Here is a 12626-nt window from a genome sequence, read left to right as displayed (position 1 = left end):
CCCGATGCGAATCCGCCGATTATCTATGTAGGTAATGGCTGGTTATGGCTGATATATAGTCGTCGAATGCCCGGTGGCGACACCGGGCATTTTGCTTTTTTCGTTCCGATTGGTTAAAAACTCCTGCGTGGTTCCTTTTATTTCATTCGCGCCGAATGACGGGAGCCATTTATTTACGAAATATCCCTGGGAGAATCCGTTAATGGCAGTCGATATCAAGAACCTCAACCACAACCAGCTGACCGACCTGATCGCCAAGGCGCAGGCGCGTCAGGGGGAGCTCTCCAAGGAGCGCATCGGCAAGGTTCGCGAGAAAATCCAGGCCATCCTGAAAGCCGAAGGCGTCAGCATCGACGAGGTGTTTCCGTCGCGCGGCGGCGCCAAGTCCAAGCGCGCCGGTACCGTCGTGGCGGCCAAGTACCGGGATCCGTCCAATCCGGAAAACACCTGGTCGGGCCGCGGCAAGCGCCCGCGCTGGTTCAACGATGCGCTGAAGGCGGGCAAGAAGGAAAAAGATCTGCTTATCTGATCCTTTTTTCAAAAAAAGCCCCGGCCATGCCGGGGCTTTTTTTTGTCCGGCGAAAAATCGAATGCTCTGCCGTAGGCACCGGCCTGCGCCGGTGCCTACGGCGAGACGTCCGGTTATCGCGACACGGTGACGCTGCGCGTCTTCGACTCCGCATGCCCCTCGTCGTCGACCACCGTCAACGTCACCGGATACGTGCCCGGCTGGGCATAGGTATGCGACGCCTCCGCTCCCGTGGCCTGCGCGCCGTCGCCGAACGTCCAGCGTTGCGCCACGATGCGGGAGTCACCCGCCGTGGACTGCCCCGAGAACGTGCTGGTAAGGCCCGTGCTGCTCGCGCCGAAATCCGCATGAGCCGCCACGGTGGCTACCGCCGTATTGATGGCGGAAGCGTAATTGGCCGTATTGCGACCCGATGCCGAACACTTCTGGATATCGTCATACAGCCACATGAAGCCACCCGGGATGCCCGTGCTCTTCTTCCACGCCGTCATCTTCGTCTTCACCGAGGTCGGGCTGTCGCCGGAGGTGCAACCCGTGCCGTGCAGCGACCACAAGCCCGGGCGTACCGTCATGCCCATTGCCGTGGACCACTGCTTGGGATCGTTGCCCGCGCCGCCGTCGTACACCTGCAGGTAGATGCGGTCCACGCTCGAGCCGAGGTTGCTCTTCAGCGACGACCAGAAGCCCTGGTTCGTATACGGCACGAAGGTGATCTTGTAGCCCTGTCCCGCGAGCATCTGGCCGAACTTGGTGGCCGAGGAAAGATCGTAGGCGCTCTCGTCGTCGAAGTTGGCCGCATCCGCGCCGGTCAACTGCTTGAGCACCTGGAAATTGCGATAGAGGATGCTGCTCGTACCCGTGCCGCCGCCCGATGCCGTGCTGTTCACCAGGTCGCGGATGTGCTCGAAATCGGCGACGCCGCCCGAACCGATCGAGACCTCGATACGGTTGATCGAGGTAGGCGACTGCTTGAGCGTCTGCAACTGCGACGACCAGGTGGTATTGGTCCCGATGAAGGCGCCGTTGGAGATCAGTTTCTGGTCGTTGAGGTTGAGGTCGCCGTTGGCATCCACGTGGATGCTCCACAACATCACGGTGGTGAATCCGGACGAACGCAGGTCGTTCATCACCGGCGTGCCGCCGCTGTAGAACGGACCGCCGCCATAAATGGCGGAATCGGCGAAGACAGGGGCGCTCGCGGCGGCGACGGCCAGGGCCGTGGCGAGGATGAGCGAACGGTTTCCGTACTTGGAGGTGTTCATGGCGTGTCATCCCTACAGGGTGGCAAGGCCAAGGGACGATCCCTTGGATCGATCCAACATGTCACCGTCCCACGCGCCTGCCAATAGGCTTGCACCCGTCATGTGATGCGCCCGACATTGGTGCGAAGCACCATCGCCTCGATCCAAAAACCCAAGCGTTTACAAGTTGCCGAATACGCCCTTGCGGACCGTCAAAGGGAGCGCCGGGGCGCTACCAGCAGGTCGCCGAAAAGCAGGCCCGCCACCAACGACACCAGCAGCGTGACCACGAGCAGGCCGGTATCCATGCCCAGCGAGGTATCCCGGTCGAGCAGGTACGACACGCTGCGAAAACTCACGGAGCCCGGTACCAGGAGGATGATGCCGGGTTCGCGGACCACCGCCCCCGGCTGTTTCGCATAGCGTGCGTAGACGTTGCTGAGCGCACCCAGCAACAGGCCTCCCACGAACACGCCGACCGGCGCGGCGGGCAGCGAAGCCGAGATGCGCCCGCCCCAGGTGGTGGCGAGGTAGCCGAGGATCACCGCGCCCATCACCACCAGCCAGTCGCGGCGCGCGGCGCGAAACAGGATCGCGAACGAGAACGCGCCGATCAGCAACGAAGGCACGTCGGCCCATGCCGGTAGCGGCGGCAGCGCATAGTCGCGCGGATAGATGCCGAACGCCTCGCACAGCTGGTTGGCGGCGACGGCGCCGAAGGCGAGCTTGAGCAGCGTGGCGATGGCTCCGGCCATGCGCGCCACGCCGGACACCAGGTGCTGGCTGGAAATCTCGCGTACGGCCGTGGTCAGCGCCATGCCGGGCATGAGCACGATGAGGCTGCCCAGGATCACCGACTTCACCGCCAGCGGCACCACGTAGGCGCTCACGACGATGGCGATGGTAGTCGCCACCAGCGCGCTGATCGCCTCGCTCGCCGCCGCCAGGCGCGGCCGGCTGCCCGAGGCCACGGTGATCAGGCCGATGATCGTGCCGATCAAGCCGGCCGTCACCAGGTCGGCCCAGGCGCTGTGCAACAGCAGGGCCACCACGGCCGCGGCGCACAGGCCGTAGCTGGCGACCAGCCCCACGATGTCGCGGAAGGTGTCCGCCGCGGCGAGTTTGCGCAACAGGTGGAAACCTTCGCGCAACTCCATCCGGCCGTCGATCACCTCGTCGGCGATGCGGTCGGCCTCGCACAGGCGCCCCAGGTTGACGTCGCCGGGCGGCAGCCGCATCACCTGGGTGACCTGGGCCACGCCGTCTTCGCCCTGCCCCAGGTCGGCGAACGACACGATGATCGCCGTGGGGCTCGACCACACGTCGGCCGAGAGACCCAGCCGCTGGGCCGAGCGGCCGATGGCCGTTTCGAGCCGGGGTGCCGTGGTGCCGTACTGATGCAGGCGCCGGGCCAGCTCGGTGAGAAAGGCGATGCGGGTGTTGATCGCCGTGGTGGCGAAACTCACCGGCACGCTGAGCGGCAACGCCTCAGCCAACGTCCACCGCCTTGACGCGCAAGGTGGTGCCGTCGATGCCGATGACCTCGACCGTGGCGCCCAGCGGAAGATCCGGCCCGCTGACCAGCCACACGCCGTCGCCCACCCGCGCCTTGCCCCGACCCTGCACGATGGGCTCGCAAAGCACGTAGCGCCCGCCGATCAGCTGCTCGCCACGGCGGTTGAGATTGGGGTTGCCCGGCGGCGTGCGGTCGATGCGTGGCCGCACGAGCTTCCAATAGGCGAAGCACGAGGCGAAGGCGAACACGGCGAAAACGACGGCCTGCGCCAGCGCGCTCATGTCCGGCACGACGAACGCCACGATGCCCATGGCCGCGGCGGCGATGCCGATCCACAGCATGAAGTAGCCGGGCAGGATCACCTCGCCGCCGATCAGCGCGAGCGCCACGATCCACCACAGGTAATGCAAGGCGAGGTGTTCCATGGCGTCAGCGCGGCAGCGGCGGCGTGCGGGTGGGCTGGTCGTGGCCCTTCTGCTGCACGGCCAGCGAGTCCTTCGCCAGTTCGGCGATGCCGGCCAGCGAGCCGAGGATGCCCGTGGCCTCCATCGGCAGCAGCAGGGTCTTCTGGTTGGGCGACTTGGCCATCTCGACCAGCGCCTCGACGTATTTGGTCGCGACGAAATAGTTCAGGGCGTTGACGTCGCCGCCCGCGATGGCCTGCGAGACCATGGTGGTGGCCTTGGCTTCGGCCTCGGCCAGGCGCTCGCGCGCCTCGGCTTCGCGGAAGGCCGCCTCTTTCTTGCCCTCGGCCTCGAGGATGGCCGATTGCTTCTCGCCGTCGGCCTTGAGGATCGCCGCCTGGCGGAAGCCCTCGGCGTCGAGGATGTTGGCGCGCTTCTCGCGCTCGGCCTTCATCTGCCGGGCCATCGCGTCGACGAGGTCGCGCGGCGGCGAGATGTCCTTGATCTCGATGCGGGTGACCTTGACGCCCCAGGGATGGGTGGCCTCGTCGACCACGCCGAGCAGCTTCGCGTTGATGGCGTCGCGCTGGCTGAGGCTTTCGTCGAGATCCATCGAACCGAGCACGGTGCGGATGTTGGTCATGATGAGGGCCAGCGCGGCCATCTCGAGGTTGGCCACCTCGTAGGCCGCCTTGGCGGCGTCGAGCACCTGGTAGAACACCACGCCGTCGACCTTGACCACGGCGTTGTCCTTGGTGATGACGTCCTGCGAAGGGACGTCGAGCACCTGCTCCATCATGTTCATCTTGCGACCGATGGCGTAGACGAACGGGATGAGGAAATGCAGGCCCGGGGTGAGCGTGCCGGTGTACTTGCCGAACATCTCCACCGTCCATTCGTAGCCCTGCGGCACGATGCGGATCAGCTTGGAGATGACGACGACCGCGACCACCACGATCACGAGCGCGACGATGCTTCCCATGAGCCCTTGCTCCCTCTCCCGTTGGATGTGCGAGGAGTATAGGGCGAACCGCGTCAGGGCGGCCCGGAGGGCAGCAGCATCGACACGCGCAGACCGCCACCCTCGCGATTGGCCAGGGAGATGCGGCCGCCGTGGGCTTCGGAAATTTCTCGGGCCAGCGCCAGGCCCAGGCCCGTGCCCGACCGCTTGGTGGAATAGAACGGCAACAGCGCCTGGGCCAGCACGGTGTCGCTCATGCCCGGGCCACGGTCTTCCACGAGGATGAGCGACTCGCGCCCCATCGCACGCACGGCGACGGTCACCTCGGACGCTTCCCCACCGGCTTCATGGGCGTTCTTGATGAGGTTGATCAGCACCTGCTCGACCTGGGTCGGGTCGAACCACCCGGGCTGGTCCGGCAGCGCGCCGTCGAGCCGGAACGTCGCGTGCAGGGCGAGGCCGTCGAGGAACGGCTTCCACGGCACGATGCGGCACTGCGGCGTGGGCAGCTTGGCGAAGCTGGCGTAGCCGGAAATGAAACCGTGCAGGTGCCGGGCGCGATCGCCGATGGAGGCGAACACGCCCGGCAGGCGCTCGAGATCGCCGCGGCGGGCCAGTTCGGCGCCCGAATGCGACAGGGACGAGATCGGCGCCAGCGAATTGTTGAGTTCGTGGCTGATCACGCGGATCACGCGCTTCCAGGTATGCACCTCCTGGCGCGACAGTTCACGGGTCATCCGCCGGTAAAGCCGCAGGCGATGGGGCCGCCCCTGCAGGCGGAACCCGCGCTGCGACAGGTGGAAGGTTTCTTCGCTGCCCTCCAGCTCCACCGTGAACAGGGCATCCTCCTCCGTCGCCGCCGCGGCACGCAGCGTCTCGGGCATGCTCGCCACCACCTCGTCGAAATCGAGACCCGCGAGCGTGCGCCCCTCGTTGAACAGGTGCCGAGCGGCGATGTTCGCGTAGGTCACCTTGCCCATGGCGTCGGTGAGGATCAGCGCCACCGGCGTGTTCTGCACCACCGTGTCGAGCAGCAACTCGCGCTGGGCGAGGTTCTGCCGTTGTTCGCGCAGGATCGTGCCGAGCTGGTTGTGCATGCGGATCAGGTCGCCCAGCTCGTCCTCGCGTTCGGTACCGATCGACATGCTGTAGTCGCCGTCGCGATAGCTCGCCACGGCGCTTTCCAGCGCGCGCAGGATGCGGCGCATCGGCTCGACGAGCATGTGCGCCATCCATGCCGCCAGCGGCAGCAGCACCAGCAGGCAGATGACGATCGCCGTACCGGTGTCGAAGTGTTCCAGTGCCACCGGCGTCGGCGCCTTTCCCTTCACCGTGGGCCCGGCGCGCAGCCAGGCCACCGCTTGAGGAAACGGCCAGACGGTGATGCCGGCGAATACCAGTGCGCCGACGATCGCCGAACCGGCGACCACCAGCGTCATGCGGCCTTCCAGGGAGAATCGCTTCATCCGCGCGGCCCGGTCAGACCGCCAGCCCGTAGCGCTCCATGCGGCGATACAAGGCCTGTCGCGACAGGCCGAGCTGGCTGGCCGCCCGGCTCACCACGCCGCCGGCCGAGGCCAACGCCGCCTCGACCGATTCGCGGCTGGGCTCGTCGAGATTGCGCGTGGCGGCGGGCACCGCCACCGGAAGGTTGAGATGGGCTACCTCGATGCGGCCGTCGCTGGCGAGCAACGCCGCGCGCGCCATCGCGTTCTTCAGTTCGCGCACGTTGCCCGGCCAGTTGTGCGCCTGGAGCGCGTCGCGCGCCTCTTCGGTCAGGCGCGCCTTGCCGTCGAGGAAGAACTCGGCCAGCGGCAGGATGTCGTCGACGCGCTCGGACAGCGGCGGCAGGTTCACCTCGATGACGTTGAGGCGGTAGTAAAGGTCTTCACGGAACGTGCCGGCCGCGATCATCGCCTTGAGATCGGCATTGGTCGCGCTCACCACGCGGACTTTCACGCTGCGCGTGCGGCCCGAGCCCAACCGTTCGAATTGCCCGGTTTCCAGCACGCGTAGCAGCTTCATTTGGCCGGGCAACGGCAGGTTGCCGATTTCATCGAGGAAGAGCGTGCCCCCGTCGGCGAGCTCGAAACGTCCCTCACGGGCTTTGTTGGCACCCGTGTAGGCACCGGCATCGGCACCGAACAGTTCCGCCTCGATCAGCTCGCCCGGCAGCGCGCCGCAATTGACCGCGACGAACGGACCGCGACGTACCGACGAATTGGCGTGCACGATCGACGCGATGCGTTCCTTGCCCGCCCCGTTGGGCCCGGTGATGAGCACGGGCACGTCGGCCTTGGCGACCTGCCCGGCCAGTTCCACCGTTCGGCTCATGGCCTCGGAGGTGAACACCAGGCCGTCGAGGTCGTACTTGCTCTCCAGGGCCGCGCGGCGGCGCTGGCGTTCCACGCGGGCCCGGGTGACTTCGCGCGTGGATTCGGACAGCTCCAGCAGATTCTCCACGGTGGCCAGCAGCTTGGCGTCGTCCCAGGGCTTGCCCAGGTAGTCGGCCGCGCCCGCCTTGACCAGTTCCACGGCGGTTTCCAGGTGGGTCCAGGCCGTAAGCAGGATCACCGGAAGGTCCGCGTGGCGGGCGCGGATCGCACGGAACAGGGCGACGCCCTCCTCGCCCGAGGTGGTATCGGCGGTGAAGTTCATGTCCTGGATCACCACGTCGACCCGTTCGCGCAGCAGCACCGCCAGGCCGTCCTCGGGCGTCAGTGCCACGAGCGGCCGGATATCGCGCAGGCTGAGCGCCAACGACAGGGCTTCGCCCACCGCGGGGTTGTCGTCGATGATCAGTACGGTTTGCATCTTGTCCCTTCGCATGGGGCCATGGATGCACGCCACGGCCAAAAGGTTGCATGGGCGTTTTCGCCCCCCGATGGGATTCTAGCCACGAGTGGCTTCCACGGGTGGCACCGCCGCCGCGCGCAATGCGGGCGCCAGCACGGCGACCTGCCCGAGCAACCACAGGCTCAACGCCCCCACCGGCAGGTAATACGACGGCAGGCGAGGCAGTTCGTACTGGTACATCAACAGCAGGTTGATGCCATAGGCCAATAGCATGCCCAGGGCGATGCCCATGCCCGCGAGCAGGAAATTCTCGATCTGGAAGTAATGCAGCACGTCGCGGCGCGTGGCGCCCAGCGCGCGACGCACACCGATCTGCCGTCGGCGCTGACCCACCCAGAAGCTGGCCAGGCCCACGATGCCCAGGGCCGTCACCGCCAGCATGGTCACGCAGACGCCGATCAGCAGGGCCGCCAGGGCGCGGTCGGACGAGAAGTACGCCGCGCGCACCTCGGCATAGGTTTTCTTGTCGGTGATGACGCGACGCGGCTGGAGGGTCCTGAGCGTTTCGCTCGCTTCGCGCAGCGCGGCGGCGGCGCGGCCGGGACGGGCACGGATCACGTAGCTCGCGCCGTAGATCGGCAACATGCGTATGGGCGACACGATCGCCTCCTGCACGTTGTGCCGATCGGGATCGCCGGCCCGGGCCAACCCCCTCAGCACGCCCACGATGCGGCACGTCTGTCCGCCGAGGTACAACGACTGCCCCAACGCGGAACGCCCCGGAAACAAACGGCGAGCCAACGCCTCGGTCACCAGCAGGACGGGGGGCATCTCGGTGCGCCGGGCATCGAGGTCGTCCGCCCAACGGTATTCGTCCTCGCGGAAGAACCGGCCTTCGGCCAGGGTAGCACCAAGAAGTTCGGGAACGCCCTCGCCCATGTATTGGGCGATGGACGCCACGGGCTCTTTCTGGTCCGCCGACATCCGCACGGAGGTCTGCCACGAGAGCGGTCCGAACGGTACCGAATTGGTCGTGGTCGCCGCTTCCACGTCGGGAAGCGCGCGCAGCGCGGCGAGGTCGGCACGATTGCGCGACTGCGCCCCGTCGTGGTGCTCGATGTCGGTGACGGTGAGCATCGCGATGCGGTCTTCGTCGATGCCGCTGGGCGTGCGCATCCAGTCGAGTCGGTCGATCACCACGAACAGCGCATTGCAGACGATCGCGCAGGTCAGCGCGATCTGGATCACGAGCAACGCGGCCGTGGCCTTGTGCCTGCCGAGCGAAGCGAGTATCGGGGCGATGTCCATGCGCGTACTCACTGGCTCTTCAGTTGCATGCCCGGCGGCAGGCGGCTCGCGCGCCACGCAGGGAACAGGCCGGCCAGCAACGTGGCCGTGATCGAAAGGGCGAAGGTGATCGCGAGCATCGACAGGTCCAGCCGCGCGAGTTGCGCGTAATGATCGGGCCGCGTGCGCACCAGGGCCAGCCCGGCCAGGGCAAGCAGGAGGCCCACCAGGCCACCCGCCAGTCCGATGATCCCCGCCTCCGTGAGCAGCTGTGCGAACACGCTGCCACGCGACGCGCCCAGCGCGCGACGCACGCCGATGTCCATCCCGCGACGCATGAACTTCGCGAGCATGAGGCCCACCGTATTCGCCAGGCACACCACGAGAAAGCCGAAGGCCAGCCAGACCTGCAAGCGCAGGTCGCCCGGTACCACGTGCCGCTCGTCCAGATAAGCCATCAGACCGGTGAGTTCGGCCGGCCGGTTCCGGCGAAAGCGACCCGCACTGAATTGCTCATGGACATAACCGTCGAGAAACCTCTCGTAGGCCGCCACGTCGGCCGCCGAGTCCAGGCGTACCCAGAACTGCAGCCAGGTGCATTCGGCGGTTTCCATCAGATCCTCGGTGGTGCTGCCCTTGCCCCAACATTCGATGCCGCCGCCTCGCGGAAGGAGCGCTGCGCGGGCCGTGCTCAATGGCAGGTAGACGTCCTCGCCGCCCGCGAAGTGCCCCATGCCGAGGTCGTAAAAATGCGGCACGGGCCGCCAGGGCGCCAGCACGCCGATCACCCGGAGCGGTACGCCGCCGACGCGCACCGTGCGGCCGATGCCGTTCCCGCCGTGGAAAAGCCGCTCGTCGAGGGCGCTGCTGATCACCGCCACGCGCGCCCTGGATTCGTCGTCGGCGGCGCTCCAGCCGGTGCCGTGCAGGAAAGGCACGCCGAACAGATCGAAGAAGCCCATGCTGGTGTAGCGCGCGGTCGCGATGAATGACTCGACATCCCCGTCATCCGGCTCGATGGCCACCTGCCCGCCCAGCATGAGCGCCTGCTGCCGCGCGCGCCCGGCGCGAAGCAGGTTGTTGCCATCGAGCCACGTGACCTGCGCAGGCATCGCGGTGGACGCGGACGCCGTCGAGTCGTCACGCGGATCGATGCGCGGCAGGTAGAGTGAACTGCTGCGTTCGGGCAGCGGGTCGCCGGACACGACGTGCAGCACCGTCAACGTGACCATGCACGTGCCGATGCCCAACGCCACCGCCGCGATCATCAGCGCGGTCAGCGCCCTGCTTCGCCCGAGGCTCCGCAGGGCCATGTCCAGGTAATACGCAAACATGCCGTCACGCTCCTTCGGATCAGACGCTGCGCGTGGCTTCCACGGGAGACACGCGCGAGGCCTTCATGGCCGGGGCGAGCACCGCGAGCTGGCCCAGCGAGAGCAGGATCGCGACGCCGGCGGCGACGTAGGTGAGCGACAGACGCTTCATCTCGAAATGGGTGAACATCCACTGGCTCATGCCCACCGCGAGGATCACGCCGAGCACTACGCCACCCAGGGCGATCAGGAAGTTCTCGGTGAGGAAGTAGCTCAGGATGTCGCTGCGCTTCGCTCCCAGCGCGCGCCGTACGCCGATCTGCTTGCGGCGCTGGCCCACCCAGAAGCTCGACAGGCCGACGATGCCCGCTGCCGTGATGAGGAGCAGCACGCCGCTGACGATGGTCATCAGGATGGCCATGCCGCGATCGGCCTCGTAGGCCTTGCTGCGCACCATCTCGAAGGTGCGCACGCCGGTCTTGTCGGGCAACACGCGCATGCGGCTGGTGCCGTAGAGCGTGTTGGCGATCGACTTGAACACTGCGTCCTGCTGGCCGGGTTTGGTGCGCACCACGAAGAACTGGTAGGTGCTGTTGTGCAGCAGCGGCATGATGGTCACGTTGTCCATGAAATCGACGTCGATCCAGGGCACGGTGAGCTTGTCGACGATACCGATGATCGTCGAGGGCTTGCCCTTGTAGTAGTAGACGACCTTGCCCAACGCATCGCCGTCCGGGAACAGCTTGTCCGCCACGGCCTTGGTCACGATGACCTGGGCGGGCGCCGGCGATTCCTGGAGCTCGAACGAACGCACTTCGGCGGGCGTGAAGTTGCGTCCGGCAATGAGTCGTACGCCAAGGGTCTTCAGCGTCTGCTCGTCGCCGAAGTACAGGGCCGACTGCACGCCCTCGCCCTTGCGGTCCTGGTCGGTGCGCTGGACGCTCGTGGACCAGCCGCCCCGGCGCAACGGGAATGCGTTGGTCACGTACGCCGATTCCACGCCCGGCATCGAGCGGATCGCCTGCACGTCGGTCTTCATCTGCGGGATGAACTGCGTGGTCGAGCCGACGTAGCGGTTCTGCACCGTGACGACGTTCCTCTCGTCCATGCCGGTGAGCCGGTTTACCCGGTCGATGCGGTCGTGCACGATGAACAGCGCATTGCAAACGATGGCCAGGGTGAGTGCGATCTGCAAGGCGATGAGGATGGTACCGGCCTTATGCCGGCGCAGCGCCGCGAGGATGGGTCTGATCTGCATGGCTCTAATCCTCAGTTCGACTTCAGCTGCCAGGCCGGCTGCACCAGCGAGGCGCGCCACGTGGGATAGAACGCCGCGACCACCGAGGCGACGATGGCGACTACCAGGGTCATCAGCACCAGCATCGGGTCGACCGTCGCCAGGCGGGCGATCCGCTCGGGAAAGACCAGTCCCACGCCGAGGATGCCCAGGCCGGTGAGGAGCAGGCCGAGCAGGCCGCCTGCGACGCCGATGGTGCCCGCCTCGATGAGGAACTGCGCATAGATGTCCTTGCGCGAGGCGCCCAGCGCACGGCGAACGCCGATTTCGGGCGCGCGGCGCATGAACTTGGCCAGCAACAGGCCGATCGTGTTGACCAGGCAGATCACCAGGAAACCCAGCGACACGATCAGCGACACCGTGGACTCGGGCGGCACGACCTTTTGCACCGTCAACCAGTCCATCACATCGCGAAGGCGCACGTTCGGGGCCCAGGCGAAGCGGCCCGAACGCTGCTGCTCCGCGGCGTAGCCGGTGAGGTACTCACGGTACGCCCGGGCATCCGCGGCGGTAGGGATCTCGGTCCACAGCGACAGCCAGATGCATTCCGAATGCAGGTACGTATCCCAGCCCTCGCCGGGGTCCTTGGGGCAGTTGTTGTTGCCGTTGTTCGGCATCTTCAGGTCCACCGCCCGATTGAACGGCACGTAGAGCGACGCGCCCTCGTCGAAGCCGCCGGTATTGGGCACGTCGAAGAACAGTGGCTGCGGGGCCCAGTCCTCGATCACCCCCACGATGCGGAAGAGTCGGCCGTCGACGTTCACCTGCTTGCCGACGCTCTGCCCGCCGTCGAACAGCTTGTTGTTGAGCGAGGTGGAAATGACGGCGACGCTCGCGTGCTTCTCGTCGTCGTCCGCCGTCCATGGACCGCCCTGCACGAAAGGCACGTCGAACATCGGGAAGAAGTCCGCACCGGTCGCGTAACCACCCTCCTGCATCGGCAGGTGCGAGGGGTCCTCCGGAATGATGGAGATGCCGATCGGGTAGGTGATGGCCTGGCGCTTCGCCTTGTGCGCGCGTTGCAGCGCCGTGGCATCCAGGTAGCTCAAGGCCGGCGGCGGCTCGCCTTTCTCGGTGTTGTCCGGGCCGAAGTTGTCCACCTGCACGTTGTAGAGCACGTCGGACTTCTGCGGAATCGGATTGCGCGAGGTGGCGCGGAACACCGAATAGGTGGTCATCGACGCCGCCACGCCGAAACCGATCGCGACCACCATGAGTCCCGTAAGCACGGGATTGCGGCGCAGGCTGCGCAGGCCGAGTTGCAGGTAATAACTGAACATGG

11 protein-coding genes are annotated in these 12626 nt (G+C 66.5%); 1 reads left to right on the top strand and 10 read right to left on the bottom strand.

The window, feature by feature from the left end; genetic code table 11:
• Positions 1-202 precede the first annotated feature (202 nt).
• Positions 203-529, top strand: a complete 327-nt coding sequence (locus JNG39_RS01835) for an H-NS histone family protein (protein WP_144911227.1) — start codon at positions 203-205, stop codon at positions 527-529.
• Between the two features lie 113 nt (positions 530-642).
• Here the strand turns inward: JNG39_RS01835 and JNG39_RS01830 are convergent, their stop codons facing one another.
• From JNG39_RS01830 to JNG39_RS01785, 10 genes are all read right to left on the bottom strand, one after another.
• Entirely contained in the window at positions 643-1791 is a 1149-nt protein-coding gene (locus JNG39_RS01830; protein WP_368309323.1) for a PKD domain-containing protein, read from the bottom strand.
• A 191-nt stretch (positions 1792-1982) separates the two neighbouring features.
• A complete protein-coding gene (locus tag JNG39_RS01825; RefSeq protein ID WP_368309322.1) occupies positions 1983-3266 on the bottom strand; it encodes a threonine/serine exporter ThrE family protein in 1284 nt (427 codons plus the stop codon).
• Complete coding sequence (locus JNG39_RS01820) at positions 3259-3711, bottom strand: NfeD family protein (protein ID WP_368309320.1); 453 nt, start codon at positions 3709-3711, stop codon at positions 3259-3261. Before JNG39_RS01820 ends, JNG39_RS01825 begins: the two co-directional genes overlap by 8 nt.
• Before the next feature lie 4 nt (positions 3712-3715).
• Positions 3716-4672: an SPFH domain-containing protein gene (locus tag JNG39_RS01815; RefSeq protein WP_368309319.1), complete on the bottom strand. Its 957-nt coding sequence runs from the start codon at positions 4670-4672 to the stop codon at positions 3716-3718.
• A 53-nt stretch (positions 4673-4725) separates the two neighbouring features.
• Positions 4726-6117, bottom strand: coding sequence for a PAS domain-containing sensor histidine kinase (locus JNG39_RS01810; RefSeq protein WP_368309317.1), 1392 nt, complete (start codon positions 6115-6117; stop codon positions 4726-4728).
• 13 nt (positions 6118-6130) lie between these two features.
• Positions 6131-7465: a sigma-54-dependent transcriptional regulator gene (locus tag JNG39_RS01805; RefSeq protein ID WP_368309316.1), complete on the bottom strand. Its 1335-nt coding sequence runs from the start codon at positions 7463-7465 to the stop codon at positions 6131-6133.
• 78 nt (positions 7466-7543) lie between these two features.
• On the bottom strand, positions 7544-8755 hold the full coding sequence (locus JNG39_RS01800) for an ABC transporter permease (RefSeq protein WP_368309314.1): 1212 nt from the start codon (positions 8753-8755) through the stop codon (positions 7544-7546).
• Between the two features lie 8 nt (positions 8756-8763).
• Positions 8764-10068: an ABC transporter permease gene (locus JNG39_RS01795; protein WP_368309313.1), complete on the bottom strand. Its 1305-nt coding sequence runs from the start codon at positions 10066-10068 to the stop codon at positions 8764-8766.
• A gap of 19 nt (positions 10069-10087) precedes the next feature.
• Complete coding sequence (locus tag JNG39_RS01790) at positions 10088-11305, bottom strand: ABC transporter permease (protein ID WP_368309312.1); 1218 nt, start codon at positions 11303-11305, stop codon at positions 10088-10090.
• Positions 11306-11316: 11 nt separating this feature from the next.
• Positions 11317-12624 (bottom strand): ABC transporter permease, encoded by a 1308-nt coding sequence (locus JNG39_RS01785; protein ID WP_368309311.1) that lies wholly within the window; start codon positions 12622-12624, stop codon positions 11317-11319.
• Positions 12625-12626: the final 2 nt, after the last annotated feature.

The sequence above is a fragment of the Luteibacter sp. CQ10 genome, from assembly GCF_040900725.1.
Taxonomy (GTDB): domain Bacteria; phylum Pseudomonadota; class Gammaproteobacteria; order Xanthomonadales; family Rhodanobacteraceae; genus Luteibacter.
This window is presented reverse-complemented; position numbering and strand designations above follow the sequence as displayed.

Excerpts from the sequence above, each read along its gene's own strand:
- JNG39_RS01785 (WP_368309311.1), bottom strand. The coding sequence starts at position 12,624 with ATGTTCAGTTATTACCTGCAACTCGGCCTGCGCAGCCTGCGCCGCAAT.
- JNG39_RS01800 (WP_368309314.1), bottom strand. The coding sequence starts at position 8,755 with ATGGACATCGCCCCGATACTCGCTTCGCTCGGCAGGCACAAGGCCACG.
- JNG39_RS01810 (WP_368309317.1), bottom strand. The coding sequence starts at position 6,117 with ATGAAGCGATTCTCCCTGGAAGGCCGCATGACGCTGGTGGTCGCCGGT.
- JNG39_RS01790 (WP_368309312.1), bottom strand. The coding sequence starts at position 11,305 with ATGCAGATCAGACCCATCCTCGCGGCGCTGCGCCGGCATAAGGCCGGT.
- JNG39_RS01820 (WP_368309320.1), bottom strand. The coding sequence starts at position 3,711 with ATGGAACACCTCGCCTTGCATTACCTGTGGTGGATCGTGGCGCTCGCG.
- JNG39_RS01835 (WP_144911227.1), top strand. The coding sequence starts at position 203 with ATGGCAGTCGATATCAAGAACCTCAACCACAACCAGCTGACCGACCTG.
- JNG39_RS01795 (WP_368309313.1), bottom strand. The coding sequence starts at position 10,068 with ATGTTTGCGTATTACCTGGACATGGCCCTGCGGAGCCTCGGGCGAAGC.
- JNG39_RS01830 (WP_368309323.1), bottom strand. The coding sequence starts at position 1,791 with ATGAACACCTCCAAGTACGGAAACCGTTCGCTCATCCTCGCCACGGCC.
- JNG39_RS01805 (WP_368309316.1), bottom strand. The coding sequence starts at position 7,465 with ATGCAAACCGTACTGATCATCGACGACAACCCCGCGGTGGGCGAAGCC.
- JNG39_RS01815 (WP_368309319.1), bottom strand. The coding sequence starts at position 4,672 with ATGGGAAGCATCGTCGCGCTCGTGATCGTGGTGGTCGCGGTCGTCGTC.